14 protein-coding genes are annotated in these 19,884 nt (G+C 72.3%); 3 read left to right on the top strand and 11 right to left on the bottom strand.

From position 1 onward, the window contains the following. Window positions 1-279 precede the first annotated feature (279 nt). Window positions 280-1,287 carry a stage II sporulation protein M gene (locus IE277_RS35445; protein WP_189957849.1) on the bottom strand — a complete coding sequence of 336 codons (1,008 nt, stop codon included), beginning with the start codon at window positions 1,285-1,287 and terminating at the stop codon, window positions 280-282. 142 nt (window positions 1,288-1,429) lie between these two features. On the opposite strand from IE277_RS35445, the gene IE277_RS35440 reads away from it, so the two are divergent. Then, complete coding sequence (locus IE277_RS35440) at window positions 1,430-2,389, top strand: RDD family protein (RefSeq protein ID WP_189957848.1); 960 nt, start codon at window positions 1,430-1,432, stop codon at window positions 2,387-2,389. 224 nt (window positions 2,390-2,613) lie between these two features. Here the strand turns inward: IE277_RS35440 and IE277_RS35435 are convergent, their stop codons facing one another. Together IE277_RS35435 and ahcY are read right to left on the bottom strand one after the other, a co-directional pair. Further along, window positions 2,614-3,228, bottom strand: coding sequence for a hypothetical protein (locus IE277_RS35435; RefSeq protein ID WP_189957847.1), 615 nt, complete (start codon window positions 3,226-3,228; stop codon window positions 2,614-2,616). Between the two features lie 162 nt (window positions 3,229-3,390). Continuing rightward, a complete protein-coding gene (gene ahcY, locus IE277_RS35430) occupies window positions 3,391-4,821 on the bottom strand; it encodes an adenosylhomocysteinase (protein ID WP_189957846.1) in 1,431 nt (476 codons plus the stop codon). Window positions 4,822-5,292: 471 nt separating this feature from the next. On the opposite strand from ahcY, the gene IE277_RS35425 reads away from it, so the two are divergent. Further along, window positions 5,293-7,443, top strand: coding sequence for a fructose-specific PTS transporter subunit EIIC (locus tag IE277_RS35425; protein WP_189957845.1), 2,151 nt, complete (start codon window positions 5,293-5,295; stop codon window positions 7,441-7,443). A 117-nt stretch (window positions 7,444-7,560) separates the two neighbouring features. Here the strand turns inward: IE277_RS35425 and IE277_RS35420 are convergent, their stop codons facing one another. The 6 genes from IE277_RS35420 to IE277_RS35395 all read right to left on the bottom strand — a co-directional run bounded on the left by IE277_RS35420 (window position 7,561) and on the right by IE277_RS35395 (window position 13,549). Beyond that, complete coding sequence (locus IE277_RS35420; RefSeq protein WP_189957844.1) at window positions 7,561-8,541, bottom strand: cation diffusion facilitator family transporter; 981 nt, start codon at window positions 8,539-8,541, stop codon at window positions 7,561-7,563. Window positions 8,542-8,729: 188 nt separating this feature from the next. Next, window positions 8,730-9,881 (bottom strand): mannose-6-phosphate isomerase, class I, encoded by a 1,152-nt coding sequence (manA, locus tag IE277_RS35415; RefSeq protein WP_189957843.1) that lies wholly within the window; start codon window positions 9,879-9,881, stop codon window positions 8,730-8,732. Between the two features lie 110 nt (window positions 9,882-9,991). Then, window positions 9,992-11,119 (bottom strand): SIS domain-containing protein, encoded by a 1,128-nt coding sequence (locus tag IE277_RS35410; RefSeq protein WP_189957842.1) that lies wholly within the window; start codon window positions 11,117-11,119, stop codon window positions 9,992-9,994. A gap of 127 nt (window positions 11,120-11,246) precedes the next feature. Next, complete coding sequence (locus IE277_RS35405; protein ID WP_189957841.1) at window positions 11,247-11,417, bottom strand: Trm112 family protein; 171 nt, start codon at window positions 11,415-11,417, stop codon at window positions 11,247-11,249. A 160-nt stretch (window positions 11,418-11,577) separates the two neighbouring features. Beyond that, window positions 11,578-12,942 carry a phosphomannomutase/phosphoglucomutase gene (locus IE277_RS35400; protein WP_189957840.1) on the bottom strand — a complete coding sequence of 455 codons (1,365 nt, stop codon included), beginning with the start codon at window positions 12,940-12,942 and terminating at the stop codon, window positions 11,578-11,580. A 181-nt stretch (window positions 12,943-13,123) separates the two neighbouring features. Beyond that, window positions 13,124-13,549, bottom strand: coding sequence for a DUF3499 domain-containing protein (locus tag IE277_RS35395; RefSeq protein WP_031225760.1), 426 nt, complete (start codon window positions 13,547-13,549; stop codon window positions 13,124-13,126). A 402-nt stretch (window positions 13,550-13,951) separates the two neighbouring features. On the opposite strand from IE277_RS35395, the gene IE277_RS35390 reads away from it, so the two are divergent. Beyond that, window positions 13,952-14,404: a metallopeptidase family protein gene (locus tag IE277_RS35390; protein WP_189957859.1), complete on the top strand. Its 453-nt coding sequence runs from the start codon at window positions 13,952-13,954 to the stop codon at window positions 14,402-14,404. Between the two features lie 75 nt (window positions 14,405-14,479). Here the strand turns inward: IE277_RS35390 and IE277_RS35385 are convergent, their stop codons facing one another. Continuing rightward, complete coding sequence (locus tag IE277_RS35385; RefSeq protein WP_189957839.1) at window positions 14,480-16,024, bottom strand: DUF5719 family protein; 1,545 nt, start codon at window positions 16,022-16,024, stop codon at window positions 14,480-14,482. After that, window positions 16,021-19,749, bottom strand: coding sequence for a glycosyltransferase (locus IE277_RS35380; RefSeq protein ID WP_189957838.1), 3,729 nt, complete (start codon window positions 19,747-19,749; stop codon window positions 16,021-16,023). The genes IE277_RS35385 and IE277_RS35380 overlap by 4 nt, the downstream gene beginning before the upstream one ends. Window positions 19,750-19,884 lie beyond the last annotated feature (135 nt).

The raw sequence follows: 19,884 nt of genomic DNA, 5'->3' as shown, positions 1-19,884 counted from the left end.
CCAGTTCCCCGCGTCTTTCTCGCGGTTTCCTTTCCGGCGGTTCCGACTTTATCAGAAGTTTTTGGCCGGTCGAACCGGCCGCTCATTTCTGAGTAATCGGGGGGTCGCTTCTCCGAGATGCCGTTCTCGACATTCTGTGGAAGCTCGTAGAGCCTAACGGCCGCCGCCGAACTTGTCCAGTTCTAGGCAACTGTTTGAATCTACCTCCCCGCTCCTTCCGTGTCAACGGTTCTTGCGGGGCGAAGAGGAGACTAGCAGCTCACAGGCGTGGAACGCACATCAAGCCGCGGTGGGGACCGTGGCGCTGCGGTCGGCTGCTTCGAGATCGCCGGTCTCACCTGCGCGTACCGCTCGGCCCCCCAGGACAAAGACGTACGTCAGGAATGCCAGTTCGGCGAGGACGCCGATTCCGATGCGGGCCCAGGTGGGTAGTCCGGACGGGGTGACGAAGCCTTCGATGGCGCCGGAGACGAAGAGGGCGAGGGCCAGACCGATGGCCATGCCGACCGCTGCTCGCCCTTCCTCCGCGAGCGCGGTGCGCCGGGTGCGGGGGCCAGGGTCTATGAGGGTCCAGCCCAGGCGCAGGCCCGTACCCGCGGCCACGAAGACGGCGGTCAGTTCGAGAAAACCGTGCGGAAGGACCAGCCCCAGGAAGGTGTCGAGTCGGCCGGCGGAGGACATCAGGCCGAAACCGACGCCCAGATTGAGCATGTTCTCGAAGAGGATCCAGAGGACAGGCAGGCCCAGAAAGATGCCCAGGACCAGGCACATCGCGGCCGCCTGGGCGTTGTTCGTCCACACCTGGGCGGCGAAGGCCGCCGCGGGATGGCTGGAGTAATACGTCTCGTACTCGCCGCCCGGGCGGGTCAGATCGCGCAGTTGGCTGGGCGCGGCTATGGAGGACTGCACCTCGGGGTGGGTGCCTATCCACCAGCCCAGCAGGATCGCGATGACGGTGGATATCAGTGCCGTGGGTACCCACCAGCGGCGCGCGCGGTACACAGCGGCCGGGAAGCCCTGGCCCAGGAAGCGCGTGACGTCGCGCCATGAGGCACGGCGGGTGCCGGTGACGGCGTTCCGCGCGCGTGCCACCAGTTGGCTGAGCCGTCCCGTCAGCTGCGGGTCCGGGGCGCTGGACTGGATGAGGGAGAGGTGAGTGGCGGTGCGCTGGTAGAGAGCGACGAGTTCGTCTGCCTCGGCGCCGTTGAGGCGGCGCCGGCGGCGGAGCAGGGCGTCCAGGCGGTCCCATTCGGCTCGGTGCACGGAGACGAAGACGTCCAGGTCCATCGGGTCTGCCTGCTCCTCGGGTGGTCGTCGACCGCTCGTGGTGGATGCTGTTGATCGCTGTCAGCTTGTCGTACTGCGGCGCGATGCGCTCACAGCTTGGCAGACTTGCGGTTCCGGGGGCAGATCAGGAAGGGCAGCGGGCGTGAGTGAGCTGGTGACGGGCGAGGCGGTGGCGCTCGAACTGCGGCCGGCGAAGTTGCCGAGCAGGGCGCTGGCCGTGTTGCTCGACCTCGTGGTGGCCGTGATCGGGTATGTCGTCGTCACCACGGCCGTGGTGATGTCGACCGCGTCTCTGGACGACGCCGCGCAGGTGGCGCTGTCCATCGCCACCTTTCTGCTGGTGCTGGTCGGTGGACCGATCGCGGTGGAGACGCTCAGTCACGGGCGTTCGCTGGGGAAGCTGGCGTTCGGGCTCCGGGTGGTGCGGGACGACGGCGGGCCGATCCGGTTCCGGCACGCTCTGGTGCGCGGTGCGGTCGGCGTCGTCGAGATCCTGCTGTCGTTCGGCGTGATCGCCTGCATCGCCTCGCTCGTGTCGGAGCGAGGCCGGCGGCTCGGAGACGTGTTCGCGGGCACTCTGGTCGTGCGTGAGCGGATACCCACCGGCCGGACCGGCTTCGTTCCGCCACCCCCTCCGTGGCTCGCGGGGCGATTCGCCGAGCTGGATATGTCGGCGGTCCCCGACGGCCTGTGGCTTGCGGTTCGGCAGTACCTGACGCGGATGGGGCAGCTCGATCCACAGGTGTCGCTGGGGATGGCCCAGCGGCTCGCCGCCGACCTCGCGGCGCGGACAGGCGCGTCGGTGCCGCATGATCTCCCGGCGGCCGCCTTTCTGGCGGCGGTCCTGCACGAGCGGCAGTCGCGTGAGGCCCGGCGGGCGTTCGGCGCCGGGGGTTTCGCGCCGACGGTGGCCGCGCCCGGTGCGCCTGCCGTGTATCAGCCGCCCGCTCCCGCCGCGGCTTGGCCGCAGCACCCCGGTCAGCCTGAGCCGCCCCGCGATGGGGCCCGGCAGCCGCTGGCCCCGCTGACACCGCCGGCCGAGGCCTCGCACGACCACCCGCCGACCGACCGCCCGGCCACCGGCTTCGCCCCGCCGGCGTAGAGCGGCACCCGCTCGGGTCCTGCTACGACGGCCCTGCCGGACCTACCGATCCCGTCGGTCCCGTCAGTCCCGTCGTTCTTCTCGGTCCCGTCAGTCCCGTCGTTCTTCTCGGTCCCGTCAGTCCCGTCGTTCTTCTCGGTCCCGTCAGTCCCGTCGTTCTACTAGGTCCCCTCAGTCCCGTCAGTCCCGTTGGCCCCTCTCGGCCCCCGTACCCGTACCCGCACTCAGACGAACGTCGACGGCGGTGATTCGAGGTCCTCCAGCTCGATTCCGGGGGCGGCGAGGACGACGTCGCCGGCGATGTGGACGGTGTGCCGTTCGCCCGTGTCCAGGGCTGTGACCTGGTATTCGTCCACGGCCAGGGGGGCGTTGTCAGTGGCGTGTGTTTCGCTGTTCACCAAGGCCCAGGACTGGTCCACGGTGCGGGGGGCGAGGACCGGGTCCGTGAAGGCGACCAGGCGTACGCGGGTCGCGTCGGACGAGGGGGTGAGGCGTAGGAGACGGGCGGTGGCGACGAGGAACGCGGGGGACGTGCCGGTGAAGGCGTGGGCGCGCACATTGCCTTCGGTGGCATGGGTTCCGGTCGGGTCTGTGCGGACCCAGGTGACGCCGTCGAGGGCGGCGCCACGCACCTGCCAGCCTCCCGCATGGAGTTCGAGACGGATGGGGCGGCCGAGGTCGTCCAGGGTCAGGTCGACCGAGCCGCGCTGATCGCCGGCGGGGCCGGTCAGCCGGGAGACATAGCGCCAGCCGGAAGGGCCGGGGGCGCACTGGAAGTGTTCTTCACCGAGGGGGGTGTGATCGTGCGGATCGTGGAGCGAATAACGGCCGCGGGGCATGGGGGTCCTGGGTCGTGACGGGCCGCCGGTCCGGGCGGGACCGGCCAAAGGGGCAGGCCCCCGGCACGGGGGTGCGGGGGCCTGCCTCTGGAGACCTGCTGCCGGGGAGCGCGGTGGTGCACCAGCGCGCTCCCCGGTGGGCGGGGCTACGGGTCGCCGGTATCAGTAGCGGTAGTGGTCCGGCTTGTAGGGGCCGTCGACCTCCACGCCGATGTACGCGGCCTGCTCCGGGCGCAGCGTGGTCAGCTTGACGCCGAGGGCGTCCAGGTGGAGGCGGGCGACCTTCTCGTCGAGGTGCTTGGGCAGCACGTAGACATCGGTCGGGTACTCGTCGGGCTTGGTGAACAGCTCGATCTGGGCCAGGGTCTGGTCCGCGAAGGAGTTGGACATCACGAACGACGGGTGACCGGTGGCGTTGCCCAGGTTCAGCAGGCGGCCCTCGGACAGGACGATGATCACCTTGCCGTCGGGGAACTTCCAGGTGTGAACCTGCGGCTTGACCTCGTCCTTGACGATGCCGGGGATCTTGGCGAGGCCGGCCATGTCGATCTCGTTGTCGAAGTGGCCGATGTTGCCCACGATCGCCTGGTGCTTCATCTTGGCCATGTCCGAGGCCATGATGATGTCCTTGTTGCCGGTGGTGGTGACGAAGATGTCGGCCTTGTCGACGACCTCGTCCAGGGTGGTGACCTGGTAGCCGTCCATCGCCGCCTGCAGCGCGCAGATCGGGTCGATCTCGGTGACGATCACCCGGGCGCCCTGGCCACGCAGCGACTCGGCGCAGCCCTTGCCGACATCGCCGTAACCGCACACGACGGCGGTCTTGCCGCCGATCAGGACGTCCGTGGCGCGGTTGATGCCGTCGACCAGGGAGTGCCGGCAGCCGTACTTGTTGTCGAACTTGGACTTGGTGACCGCGTCGTTGACGTTGATCGCCGGGAAGAGCAGCGAACCGTCGCGGTGCATCTCGTACAGGCGGTGGACGCCGGTGGTGGTCTCCTCGGTGACGCCGCGGATCTCGGAGGCCAGCTGGGTCCACTTCTGGGGGTTCTCGCCCAGGGTGCGGTGCAGCAGCTGGAGGATGACGCGGTGCTCGTCGGACTCGGCGGTCTCCAGGCCGGGGACCTGGCCGTCCTTCTCGTACTCGACGCCCTTGTGGACGAGGAGGGTGGCGTCACCGCCGTCGTCGAGGATCATGTTCGGGCCGCCGGTGGGGCTGTCCGGCCAGGTCAGCGCCTGCTCGGTGCACCACCAGTACTCCTCCAGCGTCTCGCCCTTCCAGGCGAAGACCGGGATCCCGGCGGCGGCGATCGCGGCGGCCGCGTGGTCCTGGGTGGAGAAGATGTTGCAGGACGCCCAGCGGACCTTGGCGCCGAGGGCGACCAGGGTCTCGATGAGCACGGCGGTCTGCACGGTCATGTGCAGGGAGCCGGTGACACGGGCGCCGGCGAGGGGCTGGGCCTCGGCGTACTCCTTGCGGATCGCCATCAGGCCCGGCATCTCATGCTCGGCGAGGGTGATCTCCTTGCGGCCGAACTCGGCCAGCGAGAGGTCGGCGACCTTGAAGTCCTGTCGGTTCTCGACAGTCGTCATTACGAGCTGCTCCTCGGAGTTGGGGCGAGGTGGGTACGGCTGGTCTGCGCGGCGGCGGACGCACGGGTGTCCGAGAAGAGGACACGGGCATGCCCACGTAGGCGCAGCGCAGTCCGTCGGAGGCCCTCTCTCCCTCGGCCGGCCCGTGCTGGGACCGCCCGACCGCCATCAGCAGCGACGTCTGGCTCCGTCCCAAGCTACACCGGACGACCCGGTCGGCCCCAGTCCGCCTCCAGGGGCTTCGAGCCGTGCGGGAGGCGTTTTCGATGTGCGGGGCGGGGGCAGAAGGGGGGCCGGTGGGGGCGCGGAAACAGGGGAGCAGGAGCCCACAGGCCAGTGCGAACGGGGACTTTCGCACCTTTGGGGCCGGGGGACGGGTGGGGCAGGATGCAGAAGGACCGGGGCCGTCCGGTTCCGCTCGCGAGGTGTCCGGGACGGTGCCTCGTACGACGAAGGCGTTAGGAGATCGACGTGACCAGTCCGGCCGGCCCTCCCTCCACAGGTGGCCGCGATGACGAGCGGCGGCAGACGAAGCTGCTGGCGGTGACCGCCTGCCCGACCGGCATCGCGCACACGTACATGGCGGCGGAGAAGCTCGCGCAGGCCGCGGCGAGCCGTGGCATCGAGATGAAGGTGGAGACGCAGGGATCCATCGGGGCCGAGAATGCCCTCGATGACAACGATGTCAGGCAGGCCGACGGTGTCATCGTCGCGGCCGACAAGGACGTCGACCTGAGCCGTTTCGCCGGTAAGCGTGTGCTGACGGTCGGGGTCGCCGAGGGCATCCACCATCCCGAGCAGCTGATCGACCGGGTGCGGTCGGCGCCCGTGCACGCGCCGGACGCGGCCGGTCGTCCGGCGGCCTCGTCCGCGGGTGGCGGCAGGGAGCGGGGGCCGGTGTACAAGGCGCTGATGAACGGCGTGTCGTACATGATCCCGTTCGTGGTCGTCGGCGGTCTGCTGATCGCGGTCTCGCTCGCGCTCGGCGGGCATGCGACGTCCAAGGGCTATGTGATCCCGGACGGCACCTTCTGGGCCCACGTCAACGCGATCGGCGGGATCGGCTTCCAGCTGATGATCCCGATCCTGTCCGGCTATATCGCCTATGCGATCGCCGACCGGCCGGCGCTGGTGCCGGGCATGATCGGCGGCTGGATCGCCAACACGGGAGAGCTGTACGACTCCAAGGCGGGCGCCGGCTTCATCGGGGCGATCGTGACCGGGTTCCTCGCCGGGTATCTGGTGCTGTGGATCAAGAAGGTCCGGGTGCCGAAGTTCGTGCAGCCGATCATGCCGATCATCGTGATCCCGATCGTGGCGACGACGGCGCTCGGGCTGTTCTTCATCTACGTCATCGGCAAGCCGATCTCCTGGGTGTTCGAGCATCTGACCAGCTGGCTCGGCGGGATGACGGGGACGAGCGCGATCCTGCTCGGCGCGATTCTCGGATTGATGATCGCCTTCGACATGGGCGGGCCGGTCAACAAGACGGCGTTCCTGTTCGGTGCCGGACTCATCGCGAGCGGCAACCAGACGGTGATGGGCATGTGCGCGGCCGCGATCCCGGTGATGCCGCTGGGCCAGGGGCTGGCCACGCTGATCCGCCGGCGGCTGTACACCGAGCAGGAGCGGGAGACGGGGCTCGCCGCACTGTTCATGGGCTGCTTCGGCATCTCGGAGGGCGCGATTCCGTTCGCGGCGGCGCGGCCGGCGCAGGTCATCCCGGCGAACATGCTCGGTGGCGCGGTGGCCGGTGCGGTCGCGGGGCTGGCCGGGGTGAAGGACGCGGTGCCGCACGGAGGGCCGATCGTGGCGGTGCTGGGTGCGGTGAGCGGGGTGCCGATGTTCTTCGTCGCCGTGGTGATCGGGTCGGTGGTCACCGCGGTGACGACCGTGGCGCTGGTCGACATGAGCGGGCGTCGGGGGCGTGCGGGTGCGGTGCCCGCGCTCGCGGGTGCGGGTGGTCCCGGTGGAGGCATCCCGCGGTCATCGAGTGCGGGTGCGGGTGCGGGTGCGCCGTCGAGCGGTGCGGGTGTGTCCGCGGATGTGGTCGTACCCGGTCAGGTCCGGGCGCAGGACGCGGCGGCCGAGGACGAGGCCGTGGGCGCGGCGGGGTCGCTGCTCGTCTCGGCGGACACGGACACGACTGCTGAGGGCAGTGGAGCCGAAGTGCTCTCCGGGTATCTCACCGGGCGCACGGTGAAGGTCGCCCTCGCGGCCGGTGACAAGGGCGCCGCGATACGGGAGATGGCCGAGCTGCTGGGCCGTAGCGGGCGGGTCGCCGATGCGGACGCGTTGGTGGCGACCGCGCTGCGGCGTGAGGAGCAGGGGACGACCGGGCTCGGTGAGGAGATCGCGATCCCGCATGCCAAGACGGACGCGGTGACCGCGCCGGTCGTGGGGTTCGCGCGGTCCGCGGAGGGTGTCGAGTGGGGTTCGCTGGACGGTACGAAGGCCCGGCTGGTGTTCATGATCGCCGTACCGGAGGCGGCCGCGGGTGACGAGCATCTGCGAATCCTCGCGCTGCTCTCGCGCAAGCTGATGGATGCCGGGTTCCGGGAGCGGCTGCTGGCCGCGCCGGACGAGGGGGCGGTCCTCGACGTGCTCGCCGAGGTGGGGTGAGCTGAGGGGAGGTGTGCGGGCCGGCGGGGCGGGCCCGCACGCCTCGACCTCGTGCACCTCGCCCCTCGGATGCCTCGACAGGGCGGCAGGCTTCCGCCCGTGGTGCGGCCGGAGGCCTCAGTGGCCGGTCGCGTGCGGGGTCGGGCCGCCCGGGGTGGCCTCGGGGTCGGGGCCCTTGGCGGCCTCGGCCTCGCTGTAGATGTCCGGTTCGAGGTAGATGACGCGGGCGATCGGGACGGCGGCGCGGATACGGGCCTCGGCGGCGTTGATGGCGTTCGCGACCTCGGTGGCCGTGTCGTCGTGCTGGACGGCGATCTTGGCGGCGATCAGCAGTTCCTCGGGGCCGAGGTGCAGGGTGCGCATGTGGATGACGCCGGTGACGGTGTCGCCGTCGACGATCGCGGCCTCGATCTTCTTGACCTCCTCGGTGCCCGCGGCCTCGCCGAGCAGCAGCGACTTGGTCTCGGCGGCCAGGACGAGGGCGATGCAGACGAGCAGGACGCCGATGCAGACCGTGCCGATGCCGTCCCAGACGCCGTCGCCGGTGAGTACGGCCAGGCCGACGCCGAAGAGGGCGAGGACCAGGCCGATGAGCGCGCCGAAGTCCTCCAGCAGGACGACGGGCAGCTCGGGTGCCTTGGCGCGGCGGATGAACTGCGCCCAGGAGAGTCTGCCGCGCAGTTCGTTGGACTCCTTGATGGCCGTGCGGAAGGAGAAGCCCTCGGCGATGACCGCGAAGACCAGGACGCCCACCGGCCAGTACCAGTTGTCCAGTTCGTGCGGGTGACTGATCTTCTCGTAGCCCTCGTAGACGGCGAACATGCCGCCGATGGAGAACAGCACGATCGAGACCAGGAAGGCGTAGATGAACCGCTCGCGGCCGTAGCCGAACGGGTGCTGCGGGGTTGCCTCGCGCTGGGCCTTCTTGCCGCCGATGAGGAGCAGGAACTGGTTGCCGGAGTCGGCGAGGGAGTGGACGCCCTCGGCGAGCATCGACGAGGAGCCGCTGAACGCGAACGCGACGAACTTCGACACCGCGATCGCGAGGTTGGCGCCGAGTGCCGCCACGATCGCCTTCGTACCGCCTGACGCGCTCATATGTTCGCGATGTCCCTTCGCCGCTGTCGCCGTCGTACGTCTCCGTACGTCCGTGCCCGGCAGTGCCAGGGGGTGCCCGGCATTGCCCGGCCTTTGCCGGTGGGTCATTCTTGCAGCCCGGCCGGGCTCCGGCGCGTCAGGTATCCACAACCCCGGTCATATGATCCGCGGACTGTTCACAGCCCGGGTCAGACGACCACGGTGGCGCGGAAGACGGTGCCCGTGCCCGAGATCTCCGTCTTCTCGCCGGCCGGGACGAAGACCGACTGGCCCGCGTGCAGTTCGTGCTCGCCGGCGCGGACGGTCCCGGCCGTGCAGAGCAGGATCTGCGGGGTGTCGAGGGTGAGGGCGTGGGCGGTGCCGCCCTCGGGCAGGACGTACCGGGACAGGCGGAACTCGTCGATCGGCGTCTCGTAGACCTCCTCGCCGTCCGGGGAGGCCTCGGGGCGCAGCACGCCCGGGTCGCCGGCCTCGAAGCGGACGATGCGCAGCAGTTCGGGAACGTCGACGTGCTTGGGGGTCAGGCCGCAGCGCAGGACGTTGTCGGAGTTGGCCATGATCTCGACGCCGAGGCCGTTCAGGTACGCGTGCGGGATGCCGGCGCCGAGGAACAGGGCCTCGCCGGGCTGCAGGCGGACGTAGTTGAGCAGCATGGCCGCGATGACGCCGGGGTCGCCCGGATAGTGCTGGGCGATGTCGGCGTAGGGGGCGTAGTCGCCGCCGAGACGGGTGGCGGCGGCGGTGGCCTCGGCGACGGTGTGCGCCATCTCCTCCGGGTCGGCGCTGAGGATCGCGGTGAGGACCTCGCGCAGGGCGGCGTCCTCGGGGCGGGCGTGCAGCAGGTCGACGTAGGGCTTGAGCGTGTCGACCCCGAGTCCGGCGAGCAGGTCGGCCGCCCGGGCCGGGGGGCGGAAGCCGCACAGGCCGTCGAACTCGGTGAGCGCGCAGATCAGTTCGGGCTTGTGGTTGGCGTCCTTGTAGTTGCGGTGCGGGGCGTCGACCGGGATGCCGCGGCGCTCCTCGTCGGCGTAGCCCTCCTTGGCCTGCTCCAGGTCGGGGTGCACCTGGAGGGAGAGCGGCGCACCGGCGGCGAGGATCTTCAGCAGGAACGGCAGCCGCGGGCCGAACTTCGCCACGGCCGCCTCGCCCAGCTCCGCCTCCGGGTTCGCGTCGATGACATCGACGAGCGTCCCGCGCGCGGTGCGCGACGGGGCTCCGGGGTGCGCGCCCATCCACATCTCCGCCTGCGGTTCACCGGTCGGCTCGACGCCGAGGAGGTGCGGGATGGCGGTGGGGGAACCCCAGGCGTAGGGGCGGACGGTGTTGTCGAGGCGGTCCATGTCTCTTCTCTGTCTCCGTACGTACGGCTGCTCAGCCGGGGCCGGCGGCGGTGTCGGCCGCCGTGCCGGTGGTGGGCGCGGGGGCCCGGGTGTTCCGGCCTGTGACCAGATCAGGCCCTCGAAGCGAGCGCCAGGTAAACGGCGGCGAAATCCGTGACGGCGATCAGTTCTGCGAGCGTCTCCAGTTCGCCGCCCTCCTCCGGTTCCAGCTCGCTGATCGGCGTGTCGTGGCTGAGGGCCAGGTCACGGGCGGCGGGTGCGGCGGTGAGGCCGCTGATCGGGCGGTCGCGCAGCAGCACGACGCGCGCGTGCAGCGCGGGCGGCTCCTCGACGCGGTCGCGGAAGAAGTCGTCGGGGTCGGCGCTGGCGGCCAGCGGGCCGGCCAGCAGGGCGCTGTGGGCGGTGAGCGCCTCGGGGAGTTCGGCGACGAGCGCGGGGCGGCCGGCCAGTTCGGCGAGGGCGGCGGCGAAACGGCGCCCGGCGGGGCCCGCCGAGGAGCCCTCCGTCCACACCACCGGGAGCGCGTCGGCGAGCTCGGCGGCCAGGGTCTTGGCCGGGTTGCTGTAGGTCGCGATGGCGGGGCCGCAGCGCTCGGCGATGTGGTCGAGGCGGTCGGCGACCTTCTCCAGGGCCTCCGGCGGGGCGTCGATCAGCCCGACCCGGTCCAGCAGCGCCAGCAGCGGGGTGAGCAGCGCCCAGAAGACGCCCGGGGCGGACGCGGCGAGCGGCTCCTCCTGGTCGTACGGGGCTGTCGCCATCGGTACGAACAGGCCGTGGGCGCCGGCCACCGCCTCGGCGAGCGGGGTGCGGGGCGGGGCCACGGCGACCAGCGAACAGCCGCGGCGGTAGGCCTGGTCGGCGAGGAGGGAGAGGCTCGGTTCGGTGCCGTCCGGGGTGGCGATCAGCAGCAGATCGACGGAGCCGGCCCAGCCCGGCAGTTCCCAGCGCAGGGCTCCGGCTGCCGGGGCGACGCCGGTCGGGTCCAGGCGGACCACGGGGCTGCCGACTCCGGCCAGGGTGCCGAGGAGGTCGGCGGTGTGGGTGGCGGCGGCGCCGGGGCCCGCGATGAGGACGGCGCGGGGGCGGCCGTCGGGCTTGAGGTCGCCGATGCCGGCCTCGGCGGCGTGCCGGGCGGCGGTGCGGACGCGGGCGCCGGCCTCGGCGGCGCCGCGCAGCAGGCCTCGCCGGTCGGCCTCGGCGAGGCCCTCCGGGGTGTCGAGCAGCGATTCGTCCAGCATGGGCGGCAGCCTCCGGTCGCCGGGGGTCCTGTGCGGAGCCTTCCAGGGGGTGGGCGCCTCTCGCCACGCGGTGGGCGCCGTTTCGCTACGAGGGGTCGAGGAGGGTCCTACGAGGGGACGGGCCTCGTCATTTGGGGCGGCGGGCCTCGTCCACGAGGAGGACCGGGATGTCGTCGCGGACCGGGTAGGCGAGGCCGCAGTCCTGGCCGGTGCAGATCAGCTCGGTGTCCTGCTCCTTGAGGGGGGCGTGGCAGGCCGGGCAGGCGAGGATCTCCAGGAGGCCGGCTTCGAGCGGCATGAGGTGTCCCTTCGAGGGCGGGGTTTCTTTGGCCGCTGGTCAGCGTACCGCTGCCGGGCCGGCTGGGCCGGGCTGCGGGTCCCGACCGGGGGGCGCCGGCGGCCGGCCCCTGGGCGCTGTGGGCCGGGCCGGGCCGCCGGAAGGGCACCGCATGCCTGTGTCAGGCCCTGATGATGGCCAGCGCCTCGTCCCTGATCTTCGCCATCGTGGCCTCGTCCTTCGCCTCCGCGTTCAGGCGGAGGAGGGGCTCGGTGTTGGAGGGGCGGACGTTGAACCACCAGTCGGCGGCGGCGACGGTGAGGCCGTCGAGGTCGTCCAGGGTGATGCCGGCGCGGCCCTCGTACGCGGAGCGGATCGCGGCGAGGCGGGCCGACTGGTCGGCGACGGTGGAGTTGATCTCGCCGGAGCCGGTGTAGCGGTCGTACTGGGCGACGAGGCCGGAGAGGGGGCCGTCCTGGCCGCCGAGGGCCGCGAGCACGTGCAGGGCGGCCAGCATGCCCGTGTCGGCGTTCCAGAAGTCCTTGAAGTAGTAGTGCGCGGAGTGCTCGCCGCCGAAGATCGCGCCGGTGCGGGCCATCTCGGCCTTGATGAAGGAGTGGCCGACGCGGGTGCGGACCGGGGTGCCGCCGTGCTCCTTGACGACCTCGGGGACCGTGCGGGACGTGATCAGGTTGTGGATGATCGTGCCCGCGCCGCCGTGGCGGGCGAGTTCACGGCGGGCGACCAGGGCGGTGATCGCGGACGGGGAGACCGGGTCGCCGTGCTCGTCCACGACGAAGCAGCGGTCGGCGTCGCCGTCGAAGGCGATGCCGAGGTCGGCGCCCTCCGCCGGGACGCGCTTTTGCAGGTCCACGAGGTTGGCCGGGTCGAGCGGGTTGGCCTCGTGGTTCGGGAAGGTGCCGTCCAGTTCGAAGTACATCGGCACGAGGGTCAGGGGCAGGCCGGCGAAGACCGTGGGGACCGTGTGGCCGCCCATGCCGTTACCGGCGTCGACCACGACCTTCAGGGGGCGGATGGAGGTCAGGTCGACGAGGGAGCGGAGGTGCGCCGCGTAATCGTCCAACGTCTCACGGGTGGTCAGGGTTCCCGGCTCGGCGACCGGTTCGGGGGCGCCCGACTCCAGCCATCCCTCGACCAGTTCGCGGATCTGCGTGAGGCCGGTGTCCTGGCCGACCGGGGCGGCGCCCGCGCGGCACAGCTTGATGCCGTTGTACTGGGCCGGGTTGTGGGAGGCGGTGAACATGGCACCCGGCAGGTTCAGCGCGCCCGAGGCGTAGTACAGCTGGTCCGTGGAGCACAGGCCGATCTCGGTGACGTCCACGCCGCGCTCCGCCGCGCCGCGCGCGAAGGCGCGGGTGAGGCCCGGGGACGAGGGCCGCATGTCATGGCCGACGACGATCGCCGCCGCACCCGTCACCTCCGCGAAGGCAGCGCCGAAGAGCCCGGCCAGTGACTCGTCCCACTGGTCCGGAACCACTCCGCGTACGTCGTACGCCTTCACGATCTGCGACAGATCAGCAGTCACGGCCAACCCTCCTGAAAGTCCTATGGGTGCCCACAAACTACCCGTCGGGGGTAAGGGGGAGGTGTGCGGACACCCGATGAGGGTCCCGCGCGACCGTCTCCCGTGTCCGGGGCGGGTGCCCAGTGTCCGGTGCCGGGTCGGGTGCCCAGTGTCCGGTGCCGGTGTCCGCTCGGCTGCCGGCTCAGTTGTCCGGTGAGCGCAGCACTCGCAGGTGGCCGCGGCGGGCGACCTCCATGGGGTCCGCGGTACGGGCTCCGCCGCCGCCCGCCTCGGCGGCGCGCTCCTGGGGGCGGGCCGCCTCGCGTACGGCGTTGGCGAGCGCCTCCAGATCGTCTCCGCTGGGCCGCGCGGGAGCGGAGCCGTCGAGGAGGCGGACGACCTCCCAGCCGCGGGGGGCGGTGAGGCGCTCGGAGTGCTCGGCGCACAGGTCGTAGCAGTGGGGTTCGGCGTAGGTGGCGAGCGGGCCGAGGACCGCGGTCGAGTCGGCGTAGACGTACGTCAGCGTCGCGACGGCGGGTCGGCCGCAGGCGGTTCGCGAACAGCGACGTACAGGGCTCACGACGTTGGACGGTACCGCACTCTTGAGCGGGCCGCGACGACTCTCCACCACGTCACTCCACTGTGTCGCGCTGTGAAACACCCCACACACCCCTTCGGGGAAGCCTTGTTGACCTGCAAGGACGGGTTGTCGGCAGGTTTTGGGCACGACTCGATACGGTCATGAGTCGACACAAACACCGTCAATTGCCTTGAGTTCAGCGGTCTTCGAGGGTTACGCAAACGGGCCAGACGTTGGCTGGAATGGTCATCCTGCGACATGAGATGGAAGCAGCCGTTCGGAGTGGAATAGGACCGATCGGGGGCGAGCCGATCGGCCGAGCGTGGCGCGGCGACTGGCGCAGGCCGGTGCCGCCGACTGGCGCAAGGAGGCGCCTCGCCGGCCGGCGAGGGGGCGGGTGCCGTGTGGGGCCGGGCGGGCGGAGCGCGCGGGGACTACGCTTCCCCAGTGATGGACAACCGTGTACCGCCCCGTGCCAGCGGCCCCGGGCCTCGTCGCCGTGATCGTCACGGCCGGGGCATGCGGGGGCCGATCGCACCGCCGCAGGTGCCGCTGGCGGCCAGCCGGGCCGATGTGTTCGCGGACCTGGTGCAGGACTCCGTGGAGCGTCTTGAGCGGCGGTGGCCGCAGTTGGCCGACATCGATTTCCTCGTGCTGGAGGTGCCCCGGCTGGACGGGCGGGGTGAGCAGGCGTGGAACGACGAGGCGGTGCCGCTCGGCGGGGTCGTTCCGGCGGGGGACGGGCGGCGGGCGCGGGTGGTGGTGTACCGGCGGCCGGTGGAGATCCGGACGAAGGGCCGGGACGAGCGGGCCGCGCTGGTGCACGAGGTGGTCGTGGAGCAGGTGGCGGAGCTGCTCGGACTGACTCCGGAGACGGTGGATCCTCGGTACGGAGAGGACTGACACGCGTGCGAGGTGCCTCCCCTCGAAAGGGGGGCACCACCGGAGGGGGCACCCCGGCCCCCGCCTGCTGTCGGGCTACTTCTGCAGGACCGACAGGTCTTCCGTCGTCTTCGGTACCGCGACCATGCCGCGGTCGTCCGGGAGGGTCTGGATGGTGAAGCCGGGGACTCCCGATTCGGTGGCGGCGAGGGTGCGGGAGGCGTAGACCGGGCCGCCGGAGACCGGTTCGACGGTGAGGGCGTACGTGCCCTTGAGGCCGGAGGGGACGGGGACCGGGACGTTCTCGGTGGTGCCGGACTTGATCGTGAACGTCTTCGTCGTCGCGGTGCCGCCCTCGCTGCCCGCCGAGGCGGTGACCTTGACCGTGGCGGCGGCGGTGGGTGCCGTCAGGGCGAGGGTCGTGCCCTTGGCGCTGTTGTCGGCCGAGGTCGCGCGCGCGGCGACGGGGGCGGTGGCGGGGATGAAGGCCGTCTCCTGCTTGTCGCCCTTGCCCCGGACGACCCGCAGCGCCGCGACCACCGGGACCGACTGGTCGGTGGGGGTCAGGACCAGAGAGCCCGCCTCGCCGCGGGTCACCGCACCGAGGTCGGCCGTGGTCGTCATGCCCGACTTCACGTGCAGCGTCTCGTTGCCCGCCGGGGTGATCAGGCCGTCCGGTGAGGCCAGGCGGACCTTGAGGTCGGCGTCGTCGCCACCGGGGGTGAAGGCGATCAGCCGGACGTCGGTGGCGTCCTTCGGGATGCCGGGCAGGACCAGGGAGCCGGCCGGGTCGGTGGCCGCGGCCAGCCAGTCGCCGCCCGTCTTGTCGTCCAGGGCCTGCACGGCGGCGCCGACCCGGCCGCTGCGCACGGTGACGTGCACGGTCAGGTCGTCCTGCCGCTCGCCGGTGAGCGTGGAGAGCAGGATCGGCTTGCTCGCGTGCGGCGGGACGTTGAGGTTCTCCCCCAGCGGGGACTTGATCGCGCCGTCCTTGCCGTACAGCTCGATGTCGACGACCGCGGCGGAGTCGTCGGGGTTGGTCAGGTGGACGTAGTCGGTGCGGCTCGCGGCCGTGCTGGCGCCCGGGAACCAGAACTCGGTGTCCGCGGCCGTGCAGTTGACGCCCTGCAGGCCACGGCCGGTGCCGGCGGCGACCTCGGTGGTCTCCTGCAGGGTCCAGCCGGGCGCGAACTTCCCGTCGGCGGTGCCGATGAGCGCGGGCGTGTCGGCGCCGGAGGTGTCGCCGGAGACCGGGGTGCCCGGCGCCTTCGGGGTGAGGACGGGCTGGTCCGTCGTCTTCTTCGCGCCCTTGGAGCCCTTGGAGCCCTTGGCGTCCTTGCCGCCCTTGCCGGTCTGTGAGGTGCCCGTGTCGTCCCCCGACTGCTCGTCGGCCGACTGGAGTTGGGCCTTGCCGGTGCTCGGCACGCCCGCGGTGACGGGCGTGTACGACGTGTACGAGGTGTCGGCGATGTCCGAGATGCTCGGCGCGGGGCACATCAGGCTCGTGCGCTGCACCGGGAGATGCGCGGCCGCCTCGGACGCGGCGGCCCCGGACGCGGACGGGCCGTCCAGCGCGGCGAACGCGGTGACGGCGGCCAGTGCGGTGGTGGCGGCGATCAGGGACAGGGTGGTGCGGTTCACTGCTGGCTCCCGTCGGGGCGCTCACTGCCGGTGCCGTGGGGGTGCTGGGCCGGGTCGTAGCCCTGCTGGGCGGGGTCGTACCCGGGGTCGTAGCCCTGTTGGTAGGCCGTCGGGTCGTACGGCATCTGGTCGGCCGTGCCGCCGTAGGCGTACGGGTCGTACTGGCCCGTCTGGTACGGGTCGGCGGGCGGGTATGCCTGCTGGTCGTAGCCGGAGGGCGGGTACTGGGCGCCGTCGTGGTACTGGTCGGTGCCGTAGCCGGGGTATCCGGCGTTCGCGTAGGAGGCCTGGTCGAACCCGTCGTAGGACTGCTGGTGGGGTACGGCGGCCGGGGGGTCCGCCGGCGGCGGGTCCACGGGCTGTTCCTCGGCGGCCTGCTCCTCGGCCTGGGCGCGCAGGCGGCGGGCGCGACGGCCCTCGCCCGCGGCGGCCTGGGCGGGCACCGGCTCCTCCTCGGGCATGTCGTCGTCGACGTCGCGGCGGCGGCCGGGCAGGGCGAGGACGACCAGGACGACGGCGAGCGCGCCCTGGGCCCACAGCCAGGCGGTGTGGGTGACCGGGTCGTCGTAGGTGACGTCCAGCTGTCCGCCGGTGGCGGGCAGCTGGAAGCCCTGGGCCCAGCCGTCGACCGTGGTGCGGGTGAGCGGCTTGCCGTCCAGGGTGGCCGTCCAGCCGGCGGAGGCGGTGTCGGCGAGGCGCAGGACACGGCCGTCCGCGCCGGACGGGACGCTCGTGTGGATCTCCACCGGTCCGGCGCTGACCGGCTGGGCGGTGCCCGAGCCGCCGGCGGGGACGATGGTGGCGCGGGAGACCTCCTGGTCGACCCGCCACAGGGCACTGCCGTTCTGCTGGCTGAGCCGGCTCAGTCCGGGAGTGGTGTCGAGGACGCGGGTGATGTCGCGGGGCGCGCCCTTGTGCACGAGGACGTACCGGACGGCGAAGCCGCCGAGTTGGTCGGCCTGGTCGGCGCCGGAGCCGGCGACGAGGTTGGCGACGACCTTGTCCAGCCGGGTGTTCTCGCCGTCGGCGGCGCCGGCTTCGGCGTCGCCCATGCGGGCGCCCGAGCCGCGGACCAGGGTGTAGCGCACGCGCGCGGTGGAGTCGCTGTCCAGGACCAGGGTGCGGGCCCGGTCGCCGGTGGTGGAGTCCTCGGCGACGAACGCGGGCACCTGGGTCGGGTCGTGGCGCTTCAGCGGGCCGTCGGCGCCGCGGATCATCCAGCCCGCGACGACGAGCACCGGGCCCACGGCGCAGGCGAGGGCGATCAGGGCGGCGACGGGCTGGCGCCAGCCGAAGCTCTGCTCGGCCACACGCGCGCGTGCGCCGTCGGCGCCGAGGGCGGCGGCGGCCAGCAGGGCGAGGCCGTAGACCAGGGTGGCCGGTCCGGCCCAGGCGGACCGGTTGGACAGAACGGCGAAGACGAGGCCGGCCAGGGCGACCGCCCAGGCGGTGCGGATGCCGAGCTGCCGCTCGGAGCGCAGCAGCGCGGCGAGGGCGGCGAGGACGATGCCGATGAGCAGCACGCCCCGCACGGTGCCGGAACCGCCGGGGCTGGTGCCGAGCAGGTCGAGCGCGGAGGCCGCCGAGCCGCCGTACGCCAGGCCGGCTTCCTTGAAGAAGCCGGTCGGGAGCAGGGTCAGCGACCAGGGAGCGAGGATCAGCAGCGGGGTGCCGAGCTGGGCGAGCAGGCGCAGGGCGTGGGCGACGAGGTCGCCGCGGCGCAGCACGAGCACGCCGGCGCCGAGCAGCAGCGCGATGGGCCAGACGATCGGGGTGAAGGCCGTGGTGATGGTCAGCAGCAGGGCGTACGCCCATGTGGCGCGCCAACTGCCGCGCGCGCCGGAGCGGTTCGCGAGGCCGCTCGCGGCGATGCCGGCGCGCGCGATGAGCGGCAGCAGCACGGCGAGTACGGCGGTGCCGATACGGCCGTCGGCCAGGGCGCCGGTGGTGGCGGGCAGGAAGGCGTAGGCGATGGCCGCCCAGGCGCGCAGCAGCCGCGAGGTGACGAGCGGCCGGGAGGCGAAGTAGGCGGTGCATCCGGCGAGCGGTACCGAGGCGACCAGCAGCGTGGTGACGGCGAGTCCGGTGGAGCCGAACAGGACCGCGGCGAGGGTCGCGACGATGGCGAGGTAGGGCGGTGCGGCCGGGGTGCCGCCCGCGCCGACCGGGTGCCAGGAGTCGGCGAAGCGGGACCACAGCTCGCCGGCGCCGGCCGGTGCGGGCAGCAGGGCGCCGCCCGTGAGCGCTCCGCCGCCGAGCAGGGCACGGCAGGCGATCAGGGAGATGACCAGCAGGGCGAGGAAGAGCACCGGGCCGGGTTTGCGGGCGATCCGCTTGAGCCGGGCGAACTGCTCGACCTCCAGGAACTCGGCGTCGTCGCCGCCGGGCCCGGACTCCACCGCGCCGCCGTGCCGGCCGGCCGAGGCGGTGTCGGTGTCGGAGCCGCTGGTGAAGTTGCCGGCGAGCTGTTCCACGGTGGCGCGGACGGTGGCGCCGGGCGGCGGGAAGAGCTGGCGCAGTTCGCCCTTGTCGATCTGCGCGGGTCCGCGACGGCGGCGTGCGGCGATGATCCGCTCGGGGCGCAGCAGGGTGCTGAGCAGGCCGCGGATCTCGTCGACGGCCTGGCCGGGCACCTTGCCGACGAGATAGGCGACGGTCCGCAGGGCGGTGCCGAGGACGAGCCGCAGCAGCACCCAGGGCAGCACGGCGCCGCGGGTGTTGACGAGCAGGGTGTAGACGGCGCCGGCCTTGTCGACCTTGTGCGGGGAGGCCGCGGTGCGGCCGGCGCAGTCGACGGTGCGGCGCTCGCGGGAGGCGGCCTCGGCGTGGCGTACGACGGCGTCGGGGGCGATCAGGACGCGGTGGCCCGCGGTGTGGGCGCGCCAGCACAGGTCGACGTCGTCGCGCATCAGGGGCAGCCGGCGGTCGAAGCCGCCGAGCCGTTCGAAGACATCGCGGCGGATGAGCATGCCGGCGGTGGAGACGGACAGCACGCCGCGGACGTGGTCGTGCTGGCCCTGGTCCTGTTCGCGGCGGTCCAGGCCGGTCCAGCGGCGGCCGGAGTGGGCGATGGAGACGCCGACCTCCAGCAGCTGCCGGCGGTCGTACCAGCCGCGCAGCTTGGGACCGACGATCGCCACGTCGTCGCGGCCCAGCTCCATTTCGTTCTCGACGACGCGGAGCAGTTCGGCGAGGGCGTCGGGGGCGGGGGCGCAGTCGTCGTGCAGCAGCCAGAGCCATTGGACGGGCTCGCCGTGCGGCAGTTCGGGCAGGTCGTAGGCGTCGTCGCGCCAGGAGCGGGTGACGGGGTCCCAGCCGCTCGGGCGCTTGAGGTACGGCAGCTCGTCCGGGGTGAGAAGCGGGGCGGTGCGACTCGCCTCCTCGACGGCCTGGCCGAAGCCGGTGCGGCGGGCGAGGTGCAGGACGCCCGCGTCGCCGAGCGCGTCGGTGAGCAGCCTCGCGGAGTCGTCCGCGCTGCCGGTGTCGGCGGCCACCGCGTACTGCACGGGGCGCTCCTGGCCGAGCAGGCCGGCGAGGGCGTCGGGCAGCCAGCGGGCACCGTCGTGGGAGACGAGGACCGCGGTGACCACGTGACGCGGGAACTCGGGCGGGCGGGACGGGTCGAAGCCCGCCTCACGGGCCGGGTCGAACGCCGCCTTGCGGGACGGGTCAAACGCCGCTGTGGCGGCCGGGTCTTGGGCTGCCGTATGGCTGTGCACGGACATCGAGGTACGGGCCCCGGTTCGGTGGACTGCGGTGGACGCCTGTGCCCTCTCGAGGGGTCGAGGGGACAGCGGGGTGTCTCGGACGAGCGACCACACTATCGGCTGGCCAAGACGACGGCCCGCCGCCTGTGGATA

Origin of the sequence: Streptomyces alanosinicus, from assembly GCF_014650595.1 — a bacterium.
GTDB lineage: Bacteria > Actinomycetota > Actinomycetes > Streptomycetales > Streptomycetaceae > Streptomyces > Streptomyces alanosinicus.
Note: the sequence above shows the minus strand (reverse complement) of the source record. Positions and strands in the feature narration are given on the sequence as shown.